At 65.4% G+C, this 18803-nt stretch carries 19 protein-coding genes; 10 read left to right on the plus strand and 9 right to left on the minus strand.

Going from position 1 to position 18803, the window contains the following annotated elements:
* Positions 1-10 precede the first annotated feature (10 nt).
* Positions 11-1051: a LysR family transcriptional regulator gene (locus tag XH79_RS26290; RefSeq protein WP_271583467.1), complete on the plus strand. Its 1041-nt coding sequence runs from the start codon at positions 11-13 to the stop codon at positions 1049-1051.
* Positions 1052-1069: 18 nt separating this feature from the next.
* Here the strand turns inward: XH79_RS26290 and XH79_RS26295 are convergent, their stop codons facing one another.
* Positions 1070-2242, minus strand: a complete 1173-nt coding sequence (locus tag XH79_RS26295; RefSeq protein ID WP_271583468.1) for an autotransporter outer membrane beta-barrel domain-containing protein — start codon at positions 2240-2242, stop codon at positions 1070-1072.
* Positions 2243-2614: 372 nt separating this feature from the next.
* On the opposite strand from XH79_RS26295, the gene XH79_RS26300 reads away from it, so the two are divergent.
* Complete coding sequence (locus XH79_RS26300) at positions 2615-2821, plus strand: cold-shock protein (protein ID WP_008551638.1); 207 nt, start codon at positions 2615-2617, stop codon at positions 2819-2821.
* Positions 2822-2909: 88 nt separating this feature from the next.
* On the opposite strand, the gene purN is transcribed toward XH79_RS26300, so the two are convergent.
* Positions 2910-3563: a phosphoribosylglycinamide formyltransferase gene (purN, locus tag XH79_RS26305; protein ID WP_271583469.1), complete on the minus strand. Its 654-nt coding sequence runs from the start codon at positions 3561-3563 to the stop codon at positions 2910-2912.
* Complete coding sequence (gene purM, locus XH79_RS26310) at positions 3563-4636, minus strand: phosphoribosylformylglycinamidine cyclo-ligase (protein ID WP_212337203.1); 1074 nt, start codon at positions 4634-4636, stop codon at positions 3563-3565. The genes purN and purM overlap by 1 nt, the downstream gene beginning before the upstream one ends.
* A gap of 153 nt (positions 4637-4789) precedes the next feature.
* Between purM and XH79_RS26315 the strand changes: the two genes are divergently transcribed.
* The 4 genes from XH79_RS26315 (at position 4790) to ppx (ending at position 9955) form a co-directional block, all read left to right on the plus strand.
* The gene (locus XH79_RS26315; protein ID WP_018645412.1) at positions 4790-5332 is read left to right on the plus strand and encodes a CDP-alcohol phosphatidyltransferase family protein; all 543 of its coding nucleotides are present in this window, start codon (positions 4790-4792) and stop codon (positions 5330-5332) included.
* 92 nt (positions 5333-5424) lie between these two features.
* Positions 5425-6102 (plus strand): DnaA ATPase domain-containing protein, encoded by a 678-nt coding sequence (locus tag XH79_RS26320; protein ID WP_271583470.1) that lies wholly within the window; start codon positions 5425-5427, stop codon positions 6100-6102.
* Positions 6103-6244: 142 nt separating this feature from the next.
* The gene (locus XH79_RS26325; RefSeq protein ID WP_212338222.1) at positions 6245-8437 is read left to right on the plus strand and encodes an RNA degradosome polyphosphate kinase; all 2193 of its coding nucleotides are present in this window, start codon (positions 6245-6247) and stop codon (positions 8435-8437) included.
* Between the two features lie 15 nt (positions 8438-8452).
* Complete coding sequence (gene ppx / locus XH79_RS26330) at positions 8453-9955, plus strand: exopolyphosphatase (protein WP_212337207.1); 1503 nt, start codon at positions 8453-8455, stop codon at positions 9953-9955.
* Positions 9956-10003: 48 nt separating this feature from the next.
* On the opposite strand, the gene XH79_RS26335 is transcribed toward ppx, so the two are convergent.
* A complete protein-coding gene (locus tag XH79_RS26335) occupies positions 10004-10864 on the minus strand; it encodes a TerC family protein (RefSeq protein ID WP_271583471.1) in 861 nt (286 codons plus the stop codon).
* 44 nt (positions 10865-10908) lie between these two features.
* Entirely contained in the window at positions 10909-11331 is a 423-nt protein-coding gene (gene ndk / locus XH79_RS26340) for a nucleoside-diphosphate kinase (protein WP_018645406.1), read from the minus strand.
* 312 nt (positions 11332-11643) lie between these two features.
* Here ndk and XH79_RS26345 point away from each other — a divergent pair, with 312 nt between their 5' ends.
* The 3 genes from XH79_RS26345 to XH79_RS26355 all read left to right on the plus strand — a co-directional run bounded on the left by XH79_RS26345 (position 11644) and on the right by XH79_RS26355 (position 14284).
* Entirely contained in the window at positions 11644-11895 is a 252-nt protein-coding gene (locus tag XH79_RS26345; protein WP_212337225.1) for a sulfur globule protein precursor, read from the plus strand.
* Positions 11896-12119: 224 nt separating this feature from the next.
* Positions 12120-12293, plus strand: coding sequence for a hypothetical protein (locus XH79_RS26350; protein ID WP_271583472.1), 174 nt, complete (start codon positions 12120-12122; stop codon positions 12291-12293).
* Between the two features lie 128 nt (positions 12294-12421).
* Positions 12422-14284, plus strand: coding sequence for an ABC-F family ATP-binding cassette domain-containing protein (locus XH79_RS26355; RefSeq protein WP_271583473.1), 1863 nt, complete (start codon positions 12422-12424; stop codon positions 14282-14284).
* 83 nt (positions 14285-14367) lie between these two features.
* Here the strand turns inward: XH79_RS26355 and XH79_RS26360 are convergent, their stop codons facing one another.
* Positions 14368-15333, minus strand: coding sequence for a tripartite tricarboxylate transporter substrate-binding protein (locus XH79_RS26360; protein ID WP_212337231.1), 966 nt, complete (start codon positions 15331-15333; stop codon positions 14368-14370).
* 155 nt (positions 15334-15488) lie between these two features.
* Here XH79_RS26360 and XH79_RS26365 point away from each other — a divergent pair, with 155 nt between their 5' ends.
* The gene (locus XH79_RS26365) at positions 15489-15794 is read left to right on the plus strand and encodes a hypothetical protein (protein WP_271583474.1); all 306 of its coding nucleotides are present in this window, start codon (positions 15489-15491) and stop codon (positions 15792-15794) included.
* A gap of 66 nt (positions 15795-15860) precedes the next feature.
* Here the strand turns inward: XH79_RS26365 and XH79_RS26370 are convergent, their stop codons facing one another.
* The 3 genes from XH79_RS26370 to XH79_RS26380 form a co-directional block, all read right to left on the minus strand.
* A complete protein-coding gene (locus XH79_RS26370) occupies positions 15861-16343 on the minus strand; it encodes a hypothetical protein (RefSeq protein WP_271583557.1) in 483 nt (160 codons plus the stop codon).
* 166 nt (positions 16344-16509) lie between these two features.
* Positions 16510-16962: a DNA polymerase III subunit chi gene (locus XH79_RS26375; protein ID WP_212337235.1), complete on the minus strand. Its 453-nt coding sequence runs from the start codon at positions 16960-16962 to the stop codon at positions 16510-16512.
* A 4-nt stretch (positions 16963-16966) separates the two neighbouring features.
* On the minus strand, positions 16967-18466 hold the full coding sequence (locus XH79_RS26380) for a leucyl aminopeptidase (RefSeq protein WP_271583475.1): 1500 nt from the start codon (positions 18464-18466) through the stop codon (positions 16967-16969).
* Positions 18467-18803 lie beyond the last annotated feature (337 nt).

Genomic DNA, 18803 nt, shown 5'->3' on the forward strand with positions numbered 1-18803 from the left:
GATCAGGAGTATGCAGCAGTTATTGCACCGGGGTGCTGCGATGATGCAGCACCGTGAAGAAGCCCTGGGCGCGTCCTGGGATGATTTGAAGCTGTTTTTAGCGTGCGCAAAATATAAAAGTTTCCGCAACGCCGCCGAAGAGCTCGGCCTCACCTCGACGACGCTGATGCGCCGGATCGATCGCCTCGAAGAGAGCATCGGCTGCAAGCTGTTCCTGCGCGACCAGAGCGGGCTCACGCTGAGCGACGAAGGCACCGCAATGATTGCCGACGTCGCGCACATGGAGCGTCACGCCTTCAACGTCTTCCGCCGCGCCTCGCGCTCGTCGAACGATACGTCGGGCACCGTGCGCGTCGCGGTGACGGAAGGCCCGGGCAACTTCTGGATCCTGCCGCGGCTGATCGACTTCCAGAAGACCTATCGCAAGATCACCGTCGACCTGCGCTGCGCGATGGAGCAGGCCGACGTCGCGCGGCTCGAATCCGATATCGCGATCCAGCTCGAGCCGCCGACCAATCCCGATCTGATCGTCGCCAAGCTCGGCCGCCTGCACATCTATCCGTTCGTCTCCAAGGAGTACGAGAATCTGTACGGCCTGCCGGCAACGCTGGCCGATCTGCAGGACCATCGCATCATCAAGCAGAGTGCACCGCAGGTCGACGACGGCGCCTATGCCCGCGTGCTCGGTCTGAAATCGCTCGAGGGCATCGTCGGCATCAAGACCAATTCCTCCGTCGGCGTGCTCTATGCGGTGGAGCGCGGCGCCGGCATCGGCTTCCTGCCGACCGTGTCGATCGCGCTCGGCGCACCGCTCGTTGCCGTGGATCTCGGCGTGAGCCACCACGCCGATCTCTGGCTCACCTATCACAGAGAGTTTCGCGCCTCCGAGCGCCACAAGATCGTGGTCGAGTGGCTGAAGAAGATCTTCGATCCCAGGACCTATCCCTGCTTCCGCGACGAGTTCATCCATCCGGACGCGCTGGTGCCGATGATGACCGCCGCGCGCGAGGGTTTCGGATTGACCGGTTACGTCGCGGCGACGCCGACTTGAGGCAAAGGCGAGCTCAGCTCACCATCTGTATTCGAAACCGACCGTGCCCTGGTGCGAGGTGAGCTCGTTGCGGAACTTGCCATCGTAATTGATGTAGAGCCGCGCGGTGTTGGTCAGGCTGAGCGAGGCCGAGCCGCCCGCATCCATGCCGTAACGGCTCTCGCCGATGCCGGGGACGACGATGCTCTGGGTCCCGAGGCTGACCTGCACCGATCCCAGGTTCTGATAGAAATTGTCGACGAACTTGCCGTAAGCTGACAGGTCCAGGATCTTCTGATCGAAGATGAAGTAGCGCCCGATCTCGGCCCCGATCATGACACGTGCGCGCGAGAGCGCCGTCGAGCCAACATTGAGCGGATCGAGCCCGCCGGCCTCCTGGAACGCCGCGCTTGTGGCGCGGACATATTCGAGCGCCCCCTTGGGCACGATGCGCATCTGATCCTTGGTCCAGTAGTAACTGACCTCGGTCAGCGCGCCGTCGACAGCGGCGCGATAGCCGGCGGTGGCAAGGCCGAAGCCGGTATCCCGGCTGGAATGAACCTTGCCGAACCCATGAACCACCGCGAAGGCCCAGGTCCACGGGCCCTTGTCGACCGAGCCGTTGAAGCCGATCTGCGTCAGGTCCATCGTCGCCGACTGCAGCGCCAGCGGCACGTCAACGTCGGTATGGCTCTGGTCGACCGAGAAGCCGAGATTGACGCCCGGCGCGACCCGCGCACCGAAGCCGGCAACGCCGCCAAACGTCTTGCGCTTGTCGCCGACGAAGTCGCCTTGCGGATCAGTCCGCACCGAGATGCCGTAGCCCTCGAACCACGTGCGGTAGCGCGGATCTTCCGTAGCTGCGGACGCCCCGCCCCCGCCGGGATTAGTGCGGAAGGCGCGGTTGACGCCGCCCGATGCCTGGTTGCCCAGCCGCTCCAGGAAATTCGAGCCGAGATTGAGCGCACTGCTGCCGATCGACTGGTCGTAATTGATCGAGGTCGAGGTCGGGGTCGGTGACGGCGTGGGCGTTGGGGTCGGCGTGGGGGTTGGCGTTGGTGTCGGCGTTGGCGTTGGCGTTTGCGCCAGGACCGGCGTGGCCGACATCATCACGGCGAATGCGCACGCCATCATAATGGCCGTCGCGATCCGGCGGACGCGGTCCAGCCCGATCGTCTGCCGTGTCCCGGAGGGCTGCGAGGTGCAGCGCATGACGACTAATCCCGAAGCAAAGGGCGGTCCGCAAAAATGCAACACGGGCGGCTCGCGTGTGCGGCGATTTGTGCCGAACTGCCACGGAGGGTCAACCGGTTGGCACGCTGTGACCGAGGCTATTGCCCTCGATTGTGGTTCCGCGGCCACAGGTCGCAAATAGCAGACGATAGCCCCCGCCCCGGTCTTGAAATTCGCGCGCGGCTTGCTAACGCGCGATTTTCATGTTGCAATATCCGGCACAATCGGAATTGGCCGCTCGACTGTGCGTTTCGCGACGATGAGACTCGAACAGACTTCCGGAAGCCCGTTTGTGGCGTGGCACGCGAAAAAGCGGCCGCGTCTTTTTTTATCTAGTGGAGGAGACTAGCGATGCCGCAAAAGGGCACCGTCAAATGGTTCAACCCGACCAAGGGCTATGGGTTCATCAAGCCGAATGGTGGCGACAAGGACGTGTTTGTCCACATCTCCGCCGTCGAGCGTGCCGGACTCTCCACCCTCAACGAGAACCAGGTGGTTGAATACGACCTCGTGGAGAACCGCGGCAAGTCGTCCGCGGAGAACCTCAAGGTCTCCTGACTTCTCTCACGACACGCGAGAGATCATGACGTTGCCCCCGGCTCTGCCGGGGGATTTTATTTGGGGGAGACGAAACGAAGCCGACGCCTCAGCTCACCACCGGCGCAACCAAAAAATTCTCCGAAGCAGAGCTGCCCGCCGTCCTGCAGACATCGCCCTCGATCCGGACCTTGCCGGTCGCGAGCAGCCGCAGCGCTTCGGGATAGATGCGGTGCTCAACTTCGAGGATGCGCTCCGACAGCGTGTCCGCCGTGTCGTGGTCGCCGACGGGAACCGCGCCCTGCATCACGATCGGGCCGGCATCGGTCTCGGGAATGACGAAGTGTACCGTCGCACCGGACAGCTTTACACCGGCGCGCAGGGCCTGGCCGTGCGGGTCGAGGCCGGGGAACGACGGCAGCAGCGAGGGATGGATGTTGAGCATCCGCCCGTACCAGGCTTTTGTGAACTCGGCCGTGAACAGGCGCATGAAGCCGCCGAGGCAGATCAGCTCGATGCCGTGCTGGTCGAGAGCCGCCTGCAGCACCTTTTCGAAGCCGGCGCGGTCCTTGCCGAACGGCTTGCTCTCGATCACCAGCGTGTTGACGCCGCCTGCCTTGGCCCGTTCGAGCCCGAGCGCATCGGCCTTGTTCGAGATGACGAGCGATATCTCCGCCGGGAAATCCGCGGCAGCGGCTGCCTTGATCAGCGCGGCCATATTGGAGCCGCGACCGGAGATCAGAATTGCGACGCGGCGCTTCATCACAGCGCCAGATCGAGGTGACCGTTATAGACGACGCGGTGCTCGCCCTCAGCCGGGATCACGGTGCCGAGCTGCGCCACGGTCTCGCCGGCGTCGGTGAAGACCCGCACGACCTCGTCGACCTTGTCCGGCTCGACGATCGCGATCATGCCGATGCCGCAATTGAAGGTCCGCAGCATCTCGAGCTCGGCGATGCCGGCCTGCGCGGCGAGCCATTTGAACACCGGCAGGACCGGCAGGCGCGCGAGATCGATGCCGACGCCGAGATCCTTCGGCAGGACGCGCGGAATGTTGTCGGTGAAGCCGCCGCCGGTGATATGGGCGAGCCCCTTCACCGCGCCGGTCTCGCGGATCGCCCGCAGGCAGGATTTGACGTAGAGCTTCGTCGGCGTCAGCAGCGCGCCGCCGAGCGTCATGACAGGCGCGAACGGCGCCGGGGCCCCGAAGCCAAGGCCGGATTGTTCCACGATCTTGCGCACCAGCGAGAAGCCGTTGGAGTGCACGCCCGACGAGGCGAGGCCGATTACGGCGTCGCCCGCGGCGATATCCTTGCGCGGCAACAGGGTACCACGCTCGGCGGCGCCGACGGCAAAGCCGCCGAGGTCGTAATCGCCGTCCTTGTAGAGGCCGGGCATCTCGGCGGTCTCGCCGCCGATCAGGGCGCAGCCGGATTCACGGCAGCCTTCGGCAACGCCGGCAACGATCGCGGCGGTGGCCTCCGGGTCGAGCTTGCCGCAGGCGAAATAGTCCAGGAAGAACAGCGGCTCGGCGCCCTGCACCACGAGGTCGTTGACGCTCATGGCGACGAGGTCGATGCCGATCCCGCCATGCAGGCCGGTCTCGATCGCGATCTTGACCTTGGTTCCGACGCCGTCGGTGGCGGCCACCAGGACTGGGTCCTTGAAACCGGCCGCCTTGAGGTCGAACAGGCCGCCGAAGCCGCCGATCTCGGCGTCGGCGCCGGGGCGCGCGGTGGCGCGCACCATCGGCTTGATCAGGTCGACCAGGCGGTTGCCCGCATCGATATCGACGCCTGAATCGGCGTAAGTGAGGCCGTTTTTGCGGTCGGTCATGCCCGATTTCCAGTGGGTTTGCGGCTGGTTACGTCGAATTCCGGGGATGCGCAATGGCTCGCATGGCGCTCCCGGGCGTACTATGTAGATATCAACCGGTTCAGCCTCCAAGGGGCCGGATTCGAGGTCAGGCCGGGTGCCGGGAAGCGCCGCGTGAGTATTCCGAACATCATTACCCTGGGCCGCATCATGCTGGTCCCGATCATCGTCTGGGCCATCGTGTCGAGCCAAATGGAGGTGGCATTCGCCGTCTTCCTGATCGCGGGCATCAGCGACGCCGTCGACGGCTTCCTGGCCAAGCGCTTCAACATGCGCAGCGAGCTCGGTGCCCTGCTGGACCCGCTCGCCGACAAGGCGCTCCTGGTCTCGATCTATCTCGCCCTCGGCATCTGGGGCGACATCCCGCGCTGGGTCGTGATCCTGGTGGTGTCGCGCGACATCATGATCGTCACTGCGGTGATCGTGTCCTGGCTGTTCGACAAGCCGGTCGAGATGAAGCCGTCGAAAGTATCCAAGCTAAACACAGCCGCCCAGGTCGCCTACGCCGCCTTGGTGCTGGCATCTCTTGCCTTCGGCTTCAAGCCTGCGCCCTATGATATGATCATGATGGGCCTCGTCACGGTCTTCACGCTCTCCTCCGTGTCGCTCTATCTCGTGGAGTGGCTGCGGCACATGAGCACGATCGAGGCCAAATGAGCTGGGAGGCGGCCCCGCAAAGGCCAACGCCCGCGCGATGAAGTCGAATCTCTCAAAACGAAGCCGGCGCGCCGGCATGGAGCAAAGCTAGCGTGGCAGGCCGCGTTCACCCCCGACAATTGGCGTTTTCGCTTCCGCATGCGGAGAGCCTCAGCCGGGACAATTTCCTCGAAGGACCCGCCAACGCCGCCGGCCTCGCCTTGATCGACGGCTGGCCGGAATGGCCGAACCGCATCATGTGGCTGGCCGGCCCCGAAGGCAGCGGCAAGAGCCATTTGGCCGCGATCTGGGCGGAGGAAGCCGGCGCGCGCTCGACGACGGCGAATGGACTGACCGCCGCAGGCGTTCCGGCCGCGCTCGCCACCGGCGCGCTGGTGGTCGAGGATCTCAAGGCCGGGGATTTTGACGAACGCGCCCTCTTCCACCTGATGAACCTCGCCCGCGAGGACGGCGCCTACGTGCTCTTCACCGGACGCGACGCGCCGGCCTCGCTCGAGATCGAGCTCCGCGATCTGCGCTCGCGGCTGCGCACTGTGCCTGTGGTCGCGCTGCTGCCGCCCGACGACCAGCTGTTCCGCGGCCTGATCGTCAAATTCTGCGCCGACCGCCAGCTCACTGTGGACGAGAGCGTGGTCGGCTACCTCGCCACCCGGCTGGAGCGGTCCTCCGCGGCGGCCCGGCAGGCTGTGGAGTTGCTCGACAGCGAGGCCCTGCGCCTCGGCCGCCCGGTCACAAGGGCGCTGGCCGCCGAGCTGCTGCGGGACGCCTGACCCCCGCCCGGGTCCCGACGCCGCTTGACTGCGCGGAACCGCGGAACATCAATGTCATCGAAACGTCATCGCTCTAACACATGCTCCCGCCGGTTTTGCGCATAGGTCGCAAATTGGGGTGAACTGGATGGATCGACTTCTCATGGACTCAGCGCAAGCCGTTGAAACAAAAGAAAAAGCCCCGGAAACCGAGGGCCTTCCGGCGATCGCATCGAGCCCCGAACGGTTCATCAACCGCGAGCTGTCCTGGCTGCATTTCAACCGCCGCGTCCTCGAGGAATCGGTCAATCCCAGCCATCCCGTGCTGGAGCGGGTGCGATTCCTGTCGATTTCGGCAAACAACCTCGACGAATTCTTCATGGTCCGCGTCGCCGGCATCAAGGCCCAGGTGCGCGAGGGCATCGCCGAGCGCAGCCCCGACGGCCTGACGCCGTCCGAGCAGCTCGCGCTGATCAACCGCACGGTGTCCCAGCTTGCCTCCGACCAGCAGGCGATCTGGCGTGATCTGCGCGGCACGTTGGCCGATGTCGGCATCGTTCTGGTGGACGGCAAGGACGTCACCAAGGCGGAGCGGACCTGGGTCGAGGACTACTTCCTCAACAACGTCTTCCCGCTGCTCACCCCGCTGGCGATCGACCCGGCCCACCCCTTCCCGTTCATTCCGAGCCTCGGCTTCACCATCGCGCTCCAGCTCACCCGCGCCGCCGACGGCAGGCAGATGAACGCGCTGATCCGCATGCCCGGCAAGATCGACCGCTTCATCCGGTTGCCGTCCGAAGGCAAGACCGTCCGGCTCATTTCGCTGGAGCAGGCCACCGGGCTGTTCATCAACCGCCTGTTTCCCGGCTACAATCTGCACGGCCAGGGCGCCTTCCGCATCATCCGCGACTCCGAGCTCGAAATCGAGGAAGAGGCCGAAGACCTCGTCCGCCTGTTCGAGACCGCGCTGAAGCGCCGCCGCCGCGGATCGGTGATCCGGCTCGAGATCGACGCCAAGATGCCGGAAGAGCTGCGCAGCTTCGTGCAGCACGCGCTCTCGGCCGCCGACGACGAGGTGTTCCTGGTCGACGGCGTGCAGGCGATGAACGAGCTCTCGCAGCTCACCCGCCTCGACCGGCCCGACCTCGAATTCACTCCTTACGTGCCGCGCCACCCCGAGCGCGTGCGCGAGCATGGCGGCGACATCTTTGCCGCGATCCGGCAGAAGGACCTGATCGTCCACCACCCCTATGAGTCCTTCGACGTCGTCGTGCAGTTCCTGCAGCAGGCCGCGCGCGACCCCGATGTCGTCGCGATCAAGCAGACGCTCTACCGCACCTCCAACAACTCGCCGATCGTGCGCGCGCTCGCCGAGGCTGCCGAGGCCGGCAAGTCCGTCACCGCGCTGATCGAGCTCAAGGCGCGCTTCGACGAGGAGGCCAATATCCGCTGGGCGCGCGACCTGGAGCGCGCCGGCGTGCAGGTCGTCTACGGGTTCCTCGAATTGAAGACGCACGCGAAACTCTCGATGGTGGTACGCCGCGAGGGCGGCAGCCTCACGACCTACGTCCACACCGGCACCGGCAACTACCACCCGGTCACCGCGCGTATCTATACCGACCTCTCCTACTTCACCTCGGATCCGACCATCGGGCGCGATGCCGCGCGCGTGTTCAACTTCATCACCGGCTATGCGGCGCCGAGCGATCTGGAAAAGATGGCGGTCTCGCCGCTTACCTTGCGCAAGCGCATCATCGAGCACATCCAGGGCGAGACCGCGCATGCGCGGCACGGCCGTCCCGGCGCGGTCTGGATGAAGATGAATGCGCTGGTCGACCCCGATATCATCGACGCGCTCTACGAGGCCTCGCAGGCCGGCGTGCAGGTCGAGCTCGTGGTGCGCGGTATCTGTTGCCTGCGTCCTGGCATTCCCGGCCTGTCGGAGAACATCCGCGTCAAGTCGATCATCGGACGCTTCCTGGAACACGGCCGAATCTACTGCTTCGGCATGGGCCAGGGCCTGCCCAGCGCGAAAGCGGCTGTGTATATCTCCTCGGCCGACATGATGCCGCGCAACCTCGACCGCCGCGTCGAGGTGCTGTGTCCGCTGCAAAATCCCACGGTGCATCAGCAGGTTCTCGAACAGATCATGGTCGCGAATCTGAAGGACAATGAGCAAAGCTGGCAGTTGTTGCCGGACGGGTCCTCAACGCGTATGAAGGCCGCGAAGGGCGAGGAGCCTTTCAACGTCCACAACTATTTCATGACAAATCCGAGTCTGTCTGGCCGTGGAAAGTCGCTCAAGGAATCCTCGCCGCGCCGCCTCACGCGCCGGAATGAACGTCATCAATCCTGATCCGGGATCCCTGACGTGACGCGGCCGCGCAAGCGCGGCGCCACTGTCGCGGTCATCGACATCGGTTCCAACTCGGTCCGTCTCGTCGTCTACGAGGCGCTGGCGCGGAGCCTCATTCCGATCTTCAACGAGAAGACGCTGTGCGGCCTCGGGCGCGAGGTGCAGAGCACGGGCCTGCTCGCGCCCGACGCCGTCGACAAGGCGCTGACCTCGCTCAAGCGCTTCCGCGCGCTGTGCCGGGTGATGCAGGTCGGGCGCGTGTTCGCGATCGCCACTGCAGCGTGCCGCGATGCCTCCAACGGCCCCGACTTCATCGCGAAAGCCGAGCGCATCTGCGCCGTCAAGATCGAGATCCTGTCGGGCCCGCGCGAGGCGCGGCTGTCGGCGCTCGGCGTGATCTCCGGCATCCACCATCCCGACGGCATCGTCGGCGATCTCGGCGGCGGCTCGCTCGAGCTGATCGACGTGCGCAGGAACAGCGTGCGCAGCGGCGTCACGCTGCCGCTCGGCGGCCTTGCGCTGCAGGACCTCGCGCACAAATCGCTCAAGCGCGCCGACCGCATTGTGCGCGCGGAGATCGACGAGGTGCAGTTGCTCGCTGCCGGCCGCGGTCGCACCTTCTACGCCGTCGGCGGCACCTGGCGCGCGCTCGCGCGCATCCACATCATCCAGAGCGGCTATCCGCTCCAGGTGATGCACGGCTACTCGATTTCCGCGGCTGAGGCGCTCGACTTCTCGCGCCGCCTGCGCCGGCTTGCGGCCGCCGACATGCTCGCCGACATCGAGATCGTCGCCGACGCGCGCCGCCCTCTCCTCACCTATGCGGCGCTGGTGCTCGAGCACATCATCCGCGTCGCAAAACCCAAGAACATCGTGTTCTCCACCTTCGGCGTGCGCGAGGGCCTGCTGCACGAGAAGCTGCCGGAGGCCGAGCGCAACAAGGACGGCCTGATCTGCGCAGCCGAGGAGCTCAACCAGCTGCTGTCACGCTCGGCCAAGCACGCCCGCGAGCTGATCGCCTGGACCGACCGCCTGGTGCGCGTCGTGAAGCTGCGCGAGACCGAGGAGGACCGCCGCCTGCGCCACACCGCGTGCCTGCTCTCCGACATCGGCTGGCGCGTGCATCCCGACCACCGCGGCGAGCAGACGCTGAGCCTCGTCGTCAACGGCAATTTCGGCGCGATCACCCACACCGAGCGCGCCTTCGTCGGCCTGTCGGTGTTCTATCGCTACGCTGGCCTCAGCGAGGAAAACCAGCCGCCGGTCACCACGCAGGAGCTGCTGACCCCGGCGCAGCTCGAACGCGCCCGCCTGCTCGGCGCGGCATTCCGTGTCGCGCATCTGATCTCGGCGGCGCGCCCAGGCGTCTTGCCCGCCACGCATTTCCGCACCCAGGGCCGCAAATTGATGCTGGTGTTCGAGCATCGGCTCGTCGACCTCGTCGCCGACCGCGTCGGCAGCCGCTTCAAGCAGCTCGCCCGCCTGGTCGGCCGTTCGGGGTCGATCGTAAGGCGGTAATTCACCTCTCCCTGTTGGAGAGGTGACGCGGGCGCCCCCTCGAAAAGCTTACTCCGCCGACGCCTTGGCGTGGCGCTCGGAGGATTCGAGCGCGGCCGCACTCAGACTGCGCCGGCGCCAGATGGTGCCGACCACCAGCACCACGACGACGCCGAGCGCTGCGCAGAGATATTCGCCGCCTCCCCCGCCATGGCCGAATTGCGGCGGGATGCGGAACGCGCCGAGGATCGAATCCAGCGAGGCGCCGAGCGGGCCGTCGAACAGCGTGTGCAGCCTCGGCGCGATGCCTGGATCGGTCGCGATCACTTCGCCCGCGATCCAGCCGAGCAGCGCCGCACCGGCCCACACCAGCACCGGCAGCTTGGCCAGCAGGGCCATGATCAGCGCCGCACCGGCGACGATCAAGGGAACGCTGATGGCAAGGCCGAGGATCAGCAGCGGCACGCTGCCATTGGCCGCGGCGGCGACCGCAATGACGTTGTCCAGACTCATGACGATGTCGGCGACCACGACGATCTGGATGGCCTGCCACAGATGCGAGGCGGACTCGACGTCGTCCTCGTCCTCGTTCTCCGGCACCAAGAGCTTGGCCGCGATCACGATCAGCGCGAGACCGCCGACCAGCTTGAGGTACGGCAGCTCCATCAGGGTCGCGACGATGCCGGTGAAGATGATGCGCAGCATCACCGCCGCGCCCGCACCGAAGACCATGCCCCACAGCCGGTGCCGCGGCGAGAGACCGCGGCAGGCGAGCGCGATCACCAGCGCGTTGTCGCCAGACAAGAGGATGTTGATCCAGATGATCTTGCCGACCGCAATCCAGAAGGTCGGTTCGGCCATCTCATTGCGGAACTGGGTGAAGAACGCCCCGATCGTAGCGGGATCGAAGATCTGCCAGAGCCAGCTCACAATAAGTCCTTTCGCCCAGTCGCCTTAACTCTTCAGCTGATCGATCAGCCGACGATCTCGTTGCCCGAGAAGAACTGCGCGATCTCGATCGCGGCGGTCTCCGGCGCATCCGAGCCGTGTGCGGAGTTCTCGCCGATCGACTTTGCGTAGAGCTTGCGGATGGTACCCTCCGCCGCCTTGGACGGATCGGTCGCACCCATCGCGTCGCGATACTTGGCGATGGCGTTCTCGGCCTCCAGGACCTGGACGACGACCGGGCCCGAGGTCATGAACTCGACGAGCTCGCCGAAGAACGGGCGGGCCTTATGGACGGCATAGAAGGTCTCGGCCTGTTCCTTGGTCATGCGGATGCGCTTCTGCGCGACGATGCGCAGGCCCGCCTTCTCGATCACGGCGTTGACCGCACCGGTCAGGTTACGCGCGGTCGCGTCGGGCTTGATGATCGAGAAAGTGCGTTCGATGGCCATAATCTTGTCCTTGGGAAGAAAGCGGTGGTTCGGAGTTGCGGGGCTTATATCGGCGCCGTTGCCGGACGGCAAGCGACCGCCAGAGCCGTCTCACGGGCGCTTCGCCGCAGGCTGATCCGGGCGGATCAAGACGGGGATTACCGAGATTTCACCCAGATGAACCGAATCTGAAGCCCCCATTCAGGGTTTGGTTCAGCCTCGCCGGCGTAAGGTCGGGCCTATCGAAACCGAAGCCTGATCGACAGGCGGAACGTTTCGGCGGCCTTTCCATCGACGCGATAGCCCCGCGCCGGCAGTCTTGAGGAGATCACCATGTTGAGGAAACTTTCGCTTGCCGCCGTCGCCGCGGTCGCGCTGGGTGCCGCGCTGGCACCGACCTCGGCCTCCGCGCACTGGCATGGCGGCGGCTGGGGCTGGCACGGCGGCGGCTGGCATCACGGCTACGGCTGGGGTGGCCCGCGCGTCTATGCCCCCGTCTCCTACGGTTATGGCGGCTGCTATGTGCGCCGGCTGGTCCCAACCCCCTGGGGACCCCGCTGGCGACTGATCAACCGCTGCTACTGAGCCCGACAGCACCTTCTTAAAGCACCTTCCGACGGTACCTAAGCCCCCCAAGGTACCTCCTAGAGAGGCCCCGGTGATCCCCCCGCCGGGGCCTCGTTTTTGGGCGGTTGCGTCCAATTCATACAATTTTTGCTAGAACGCCGGACATCCCCAAAGAATGGCGAAACCATTTGGGGGGCCAATGACTTGGTACCGTATCGTTACTCTGCAACATGGAACCGGTCATGCCTGGCCTTCTCGCCAATGACAGCGAACAGATCGACCGGCGCACCAGCCGCTCGATCTGCGATGCGGTGGGCGAACGGCTCCAGCAGAGCCTGCGCCCCGAACCCCACTTGCCGACGCATCTCGAGCAGCTCCTGAACGAGCTGAAGCGACGCGAGCGCGAGTCGCACTGAGCATGATCCGGACCCGAAGGGCCGCGCCAGCGCAAAGTGCGAAGCGGTTTTCCGGAAAGATCATGCTCAAACAATAGTCTTGCGGAAAAACGAGTTGCGTTCGACGCGCCTTGCGGTGACAAGGCCGCATGCTCTCCATCAACGACCTCTCCATCCGCCTCGCCGGACGCCTTTTGATTGACCAGAGTTCCGTGCAGATCACGCCCGGATCCCGCGTCGGCATGGTCGGGCGCAATGGCACCGGCAAGTCGACCCTGTTCAAGGTGATCCGGGGTGAGCTGGCGGCCGAGCACGGCACGGTGACCCTGCCGCCGCGCTGGCGCGTCGGCAGCCTGGCGCAGGAGGCTCCGAATGGTCCCGAAAGCCTGATCACGGTCGTGCTCAAGGCCGACATCGAACGTGACGCGCTGCTGCACGAAGCCGAGAGCGCGACCGATCCGCATCGGATCGCCGAGATCCAGACCCGGCTCGTCGACATCGACGCGCATTCGGCGCCCGCACGCGCGGCTGCGATCCTCTCCGGCCTCGGCTTCTCCGCCGCCGATCAGCTCCGTCCCTGCGCCGAATTCTCCGGCGGCTGGCGGATGCGCGTCGCGCTCGCCGCGACGCTGTTCGCCGCCCCGGATCTGTTGCTGCTCGACGAGCCCACCAACTATCTCGACCTCGAAGGCACGCTGTGGCTGGAGGATCACCTCGCGCATTATCCGCGCACGGTGATCGTGATCAGCCACGACCGCGACCTCCTGGAAAGCTCGGTCGACCAGATCCTGCACCTCGAGCGCGGCAAGCTCACGCTCTACAAAGGCAGCTATTCCTCGTTCGAGGAGCAGCGCGCCGCGCGCGAGCTGCTCGATGCCAAAGCGGTCAAGCGACAAGAGGCCGAGCGCGCCCGCCTGCAGGCCTTCGTCGACCGTTTCAAGGCCAAGGCCTCGAAGGCCCGCCAGGCGCAGTCACGCGTCAAGATGCTGGAGCGGCTGAAGCCGATCACGGCGCTCGTCACCGAGGACGTGCGCGAGATCAGCTTTCCCGCGCCGGAGAAGATCCTGTCGCCGCCGATCATCGCCGTCGACAACGCCTCGGTCGGCTACGATCCGGCGAGTCCCGTGCTGGGCCGCGTCACCTTGCGCATCGACAATGACGACCGCATCGCGCTGCTGGGAGCCAACGGCAACGGCAAGTCGACACTGGTCAAACTGCTCGCCGGGCGCTTGGCGCCCTTCTCCGGCAAGGTGACGCGCGCGGACAAGCTGTCGATCGCCTATTTCGCGCAGCACCAGCTCGACGAGCTCAACGAGGACGCCTCCGCCTACGACCACGTCCGCAAGCTGATGGGCGATGCGCCCGAAGCAAAAGTCCGGGCGCGCGCCGGCACGATCGGCTTCTCCGGCAAGGCCGCCGACACCAAGGCGGGCAAATTGTCGGGCGGCGAGAAGGCGCGGCTGCTACTCGGCCTTGCCACCTTCTTCGGCCCCAACATGATCATCCTGGACGAGCCCACCAACCATCTCGACATCGACAGCCGCGGCGCGCTCGCGGAGGCGATCAACGAGTTCCCCGGCGCGGTGATCATGGTCTCGCACGACCGCTACCTGATCGAGGCCTGCGCCGATCGGCTCTGGATCGTCGCCGACCGCACCGTGACCAACTACGACGGCGACCTCGACGAGTACCGCCGCCTGGTGCTGTCGGCGCGCAATGCGGACGCCGCGCCGCGCGAGCGCAGTGCGCCGAGCGAAAAGCCGCAGCGTCCGAAGTCGGACAATCGCGGCTCGCTGAGGAAGCGCATCGCCGAAGCCGAGAGTGAGATCGCCCGCGTCACCGACATCATCGCCAAGATCGACACGGCGCTCGCCCTGCCCGACATCTTCACCCGCGATCCCAAGCAGGCCGCGCAACTGTCAAAGGCGCGCGCCAATGCCGCCGACGCGCTGGCGCGCGCGGAAGAGCAATGGCTCGAGGCGAGCACGCAGTTCGACGAGGCGGCGGGGTAGATTCAAAACCTCGAAAACAACCCCATGCACAGTACAGGTAATGAATCACCTAGCCGCAAGTCACTGAACCGCGTGATCTTTACTCAATCCGCATATTGGCCCGCCGCCTTGATGATCGGCGCCCAGCGATCGACCTCGCTGGCCAGCATCGCGCCTAACGCCTCCGGCGTCGCCTTGTCCTGCGGGACCGGCTCGGTGTTGATGTCGTTGAACCGGGCGATCAATGTAGGATCCCTCAGCGCGGCCTGAAGCGCCGCCGTCAGCTTCTGAACGACCGCGGGCGGCGTGCCCTTGGGAGCATAGAGGCCGTGCCAGACGCCGAGCTCGAAACCCTTGAGGCCGGCCTCGTCAGCGGTCGGCAGATCGGGCAGGCTCTTCAACCGCTCCTTGGTGGTGATCGCATAGGCCTTGACCTGCTTGGCCGTGATCGGGCCGGTCGTGTTCGTCGCCTGGTCGCAGGTGAGATCGATCTGCTTGCCGAGCAGATCGTTCATGATCGGACCATTGCCCTTGTAGGGCACCGTGGTGAGCTGCTTCTGGATCGCCGTCATGAACAGCATGCCGCAGAGATGCGATGCCGCACCTAACCCGGCATTGGCATAAGTCAGCTTGTCGCCCTGCTGCTGGGCGTAGGCGACCAGTTCCTTGAGCGTGTCGGCCGGGAAATCCGGACGCGCGATGATGGTCATCGGCGCATTGGTCACAAGCCCGATCGGCGCAAAGGCCGTCTTCGTGTCGTAGCTCAGATTGCGGTACAGCGTGGCCGCGGTCGAAATGCCGACGTGATGGACCAGCAGCGTGTAGCCGTCCGGCTGGGCACGCGCGGCGCGGGTGGTGCCGATCGTGCCGCCGGCGCCGGTCGCGTTCTCGACGATGATCTGCTGGCCGAGCGATTTCCCCATCGCCGCCGCGGTCAGGCGCGCGATGGTATCCGTCGGTCCGCCCGCAGCGTACGGCACCAGCACGGTAATCGGCCGCGACGGATAGTCCTGGGCAACCGCCGAGCCGAGCGACATGAGCAGAGCCGATACGAGGGCAATGAACCGCACGATTTCCTCCAGTTTTTTTCTCACGCCATATGAGCGCATTCTCGGCCGCACCGCCATCACGAAAGCGATTTCAGCAAAAGTGTCGCAATCACGATCATGATCGCGCAGCCGACGCGGGTGGATATCGGTTGCGCATGGTCTCTCCGGAAAACCGCTTGAAAAGGCTCGAGCAAACATTCGCTGATTTTGGTCACGCGCATGCGCTGTCAATTCGCGACGACGAACAGCTTCGAAACAGACGTAGCACATGGCGCGCAACAGACCTGCGCAACGAGGCGGGTATCGGCATCAACCTATCCGATGAGCCTTGGCTCGCGCAGGTTCACTCGCCTCGTGCCGATGAAGGCATGACGCTCAGCGTCTATTCGCTCAAGCCGGACTCGAACTGGAAACCGCTCACCCGCCAACTCCTCGTGAGATCGAGAAGATGTGGCCCCAGAAAACCACGTTCCGGGGACTGAGCGGTCAGGTCCTGTCGTTCGAAGATGCAACGAAGGGACGGCCATAGCCCGTCCCGCAAGCTCGCCTTACGCCGACTTCTTCTTCGGCTTCGGCTTGGCCGTCTTTGGCATGACCGGCGCTTCCGGCGTGCCCTCGATCGAGGACAAGCGTCCGGACGTGAACGTGTAGATGCCGGCGCGCGACCCGCTCGTCCAGGTGACCACCGCGACGCGACGGCCGGCGGCGTCATTGGAGAGATTGACGGTCGAGGGCGCGCCGATGCCGCGCACCACGTCGCACTCGGTGTGGCCCAGCGCGACGGTGCCGCCCACGGGCGCCGTCGTCGATGCATTGGCGTCGGCCGGCCCGGGCGGCGGCGCCATGCCGGGACAGGCGCCGTCGGCGCTAACCAGATCCTCGGCGCCCACCGGCTTGTCCGGGGTCAGCGGCGGCGATTCGATCGAGATGTTCTTGATGAAGAGACGCCCCGGTCTCTGGAACCATTCGGCATCCTTCGACAGCAGATCGGTCCCCGAGCAGCCCGCGAGCAGCGGCGCTACGGCGGCCAACGCAACTATGAGCGAGCCGGGAAGCTTTTGATGTCGCACGATAAACTAAATTCCCCGCGTGAAGGACCAGCCCTAAGCGATTGTCCCAACATCACTTTGCGGCACGAAGGTGGCCAAAGCCAGCATCGCCCGGAAAGTACAAATTATCATTAATTGCGTTGGAGGGCTAATTCCGACGCTGCCACCGGCCCCGTTCGTCGGCCTGCCAATAGGTGACATCAAATCCCCGCGCCTTGCAATCCGTCCAGGCTGTGCGGGCCAAAGCGAGCGCATCCGGATCGTCGCCGTTGAACAGCAGCACCATGCGCTCATAGCCCTGCGCGTCCTCCGGCAGTGCGGCGTTGTCGACCAGGAAGCGGACATTGGCGCGGTTGGGATTGCCCTCCTCGATCGCCAGCACGATCGGCTGATCGGCGGCATCGTTCACCCGCCACGTCGCGTGCGGCAGGAAGGAATCGTCGCGATAGGTCCACAAATGCGCGTCGAGCGCGTCGGCGCGCTCCTCCGAGGTCGATTGCACCACGACGCGCCAGCCGCGCTCGAGCGATTTCTCGAGAAGCGGCGGCAACACGTTCTCCACCGTCATGTTTTGCAGATGGTAGAACAGCACTTCGGTCATTTGGTCACTTGCGCTCGTAATGGTCGGCGACCAGCCGGTCGAGCAGGCGGACGCCGTAGCCGCTTCCCCAGCTCTGGTTGATGTCGGTCTTCGGCGCGCCCATGGCGGTGCCGGCGATATCGAGATGCGCCCAGGGCGTGCCGTCGACGAAGCGCTGCAGGAACTGCGCGGCCGTGATCGAGCCGCCATGGCGGCCGCCGGTGTTCTTCATGTCGGCGAACTGGGAATCGATCAGCTTGTCGTATTCCGGCCCGAGCGGCAGGCGCCAGACCTTCTCTCCGCTCTCGAGGCCGGCCGCGAGCAGGCGCTCGGCGAGTTCATCGTTGTTGGAGAACATGCCGGCATGCTCGGTCCCGAGCGCGACCACGATCGCACCGGTCAACGTCGCCAGATCCACCATGAATTTCGGCTTCAGCTTCTTGGCGACGTACCAGAGCACGTCGGCGAGCACGAGGCGGCCTTCGGCGTCGGTATTGATGATCTCGATGGTCTGGCCCGACATCGAGGTGACGATGTCGCCCGGCCGCTGTGCATTGCCGTCGGGCATGTTCTCGACGAGGCCGATGGCGCCGACCACGTTGGCCTTGGCCTTGCGCGCCGCCAGCGCGTGCATCAGGCCGACGACGCAGGCCGCCCCGCCCATGTCACCCTTCATGTCCTCCATGCTGCCGGCCGGCTTGATCGAGATGCCGCCGGTGTCGAAGCAGACGCCCTTGCCGACGAAGGCGACCGGCGCCTCACCCTTCTTGGCCCCGTCCCAGCGCATGATCACGGTGCGGCTCGGCCGCGCCGAGCCCTGGCCGACGCCGAGCAGCGCGCCCATGCCGAGCTTCTGCATCGCCTTGACGTCGAGCACCTCGATCTTGACGCCGAGCTTGCGGAGCTGACCGGCGCGGCGCGCGAACTCCTCGGGGAACAGCACATTCGGCGGCTCGTTCACGAGGTCGCGGGCGATGACCACGCCGTCGACGACGTGGCCGGCCGGGGCAAAAGCCTTCTTCGCAGCAGTTGCGTCGCCAACCGCCAGCGAGATGTCGGCGCGCGAGCCGCCCTCCTCGCCGTCCTTCTTCTTGGTCTTGTAGCGGTCGAATTTGTAGGCGCGTAAGCGAAGGCCCGAGGCGATCGCGACCGCCTGCTCGCTCGTCATCGCGCCGCCGGGCAATTCCGCCATGATGGTCATGGCAGCTGTACCGGCCGTGAGCTTGCTCGCCGCCACGCCGCCGAACTTGAGGAAATCGCTCGCCTTCAGGCTCGCCGGCTTGCCGGCCCCGATCACCACCAGACGGGTGGCTTTCACGCCCTCCGGCGCCAGGATGTCCAGGGCCGCCCCGCTTTTACCTCTAAAGCCGGAGGCGGAGGCCGCCCGCTTCACGAGGTCGACAGCGCTTCCGAGCGCCTTGGCCGTCGCCGGGCCGAGCTTCAGGCCGTCGTCGCAGAACACGACCAGGATGCCACGGGCGGCAGCAGACAACGGGACGAAGCCGACCTTGATGGCATCGGACATGGGTAACTCCTCCAAAACATGGGGCTTTTTGCCGTTCTGCGGTCCCGGCCACAGGCCGGAGCTGAACGACGATTCACTGGACTTTACCCACTATGGGCCACCGGCCCGGCAGATGCCAAGCACCGCCGTGGCCGCCAGGCCACATCGAGCGAAATATTAACCATATATTGAGGGTGCCACGGGGCAGCCATTTTGTTGACGGATCAACGGGATGGTAGTGAGAGAGTAAGCCGGTGGAAGCGGTGGTTGGCCGACCTTGGGGATCCCCTGACCGGGATTGGTCGGACAGCCGGAGTTGCGGCCTGCAGTGGGGCTTGGTGGGATTCGTGCGGTAGCG

The organism is Bradyrhizobium sp. CCBAU 45389, from assembly GCF_028128625.1.
GTDB classification, from domain to species: domain Bacteria; phylum Pseudomonadota; class Alphaproteobacteria; order Rhizobiales; family Xanthobacteraceae; genus Bradyrhizobium; species Bradyrhizobium liaoningense_B.

Coding starts and splice junctions, on each gene's coding strand:
- XH79_RS26290 (WP_271583467.1), top strand. CDS start 11: ATGCAGCAGTTATTGCACCGGGGTGCTGCGATGATGCAGCACCGTGAA.
- XH79_RS26295 (WP_271583468.1), bottom strand. CDS start 2,242: ATGCGCTGCACCTCGCAGCCCTCCGGGACACGGCAGACGATCGGGCTG.
- XH79_RS26300 (WP_008551638.1), top strand. CDS start 2,615: ATGCCGCAAAAGGGCACCGTCAAATGGTTCAACCCGACCAAGGGCTAT.
- purN (WP_271583469.1), bottom strand. CDS start 3,563: ATGAAGCGCCGCGTCGCAATTCTGATCTCCGGTCGCGGCTCCAATATG.
- purM (WP_212337203.1), bottom strand. CDS start 4,636: ATGACCGACCGCAAAAACGGCCTCACTTACGCCGATTCAGGCGTCGAT.
- XH79_RS26325 (WP_212338222.1), top strand. CDS start 6,245: ATGGACTCAGCGCAAGCCGTTGAAACAAAAGAAAAAGCCCCGGAAACC.
- ndk (WP_018645406.1), bottom strand. CDS start 11,331: ATGGCCATCGAACGCACTTTCTCGATCATCAAGCCCGACGCGACCGCG.
- XH79_RS26345 (WP_212337225.1), top strand. CDS start 11,644: ATGTTGAGGAAACTTTCGCTTGCCGCCGTCGCCGCGGTCGCGCTGGGT.
- XH79_RS26350 (WP_271583472.1), top strand. CDS start 12,120: ATGCCTGGCCTTCTCGCCAATGACAGCGAACAGATCGACCGGCGCACC.
- XH79_RS26355 (WP_271583473.1), top strand. CDS start 12,422: ATGCTCTCCATCAACGACCTCTCCATCCGCCTCGCCGGACGCCTTTTG.
- XH79_RS26375 (WP_212337235.1), bottom strand. CDS start 16,962: ATGACCGAAGTGCTGTTCTACCATCTGCAAAACATGACGGTGGAGAAC.
- XH79_RS26380 (WP_271583475.1), bottom strand. CDS start 18,466: ATGTCCGATGCCATCAAGGTCGGCTTCGTCCCGTTGTCTGCTGCCGCC.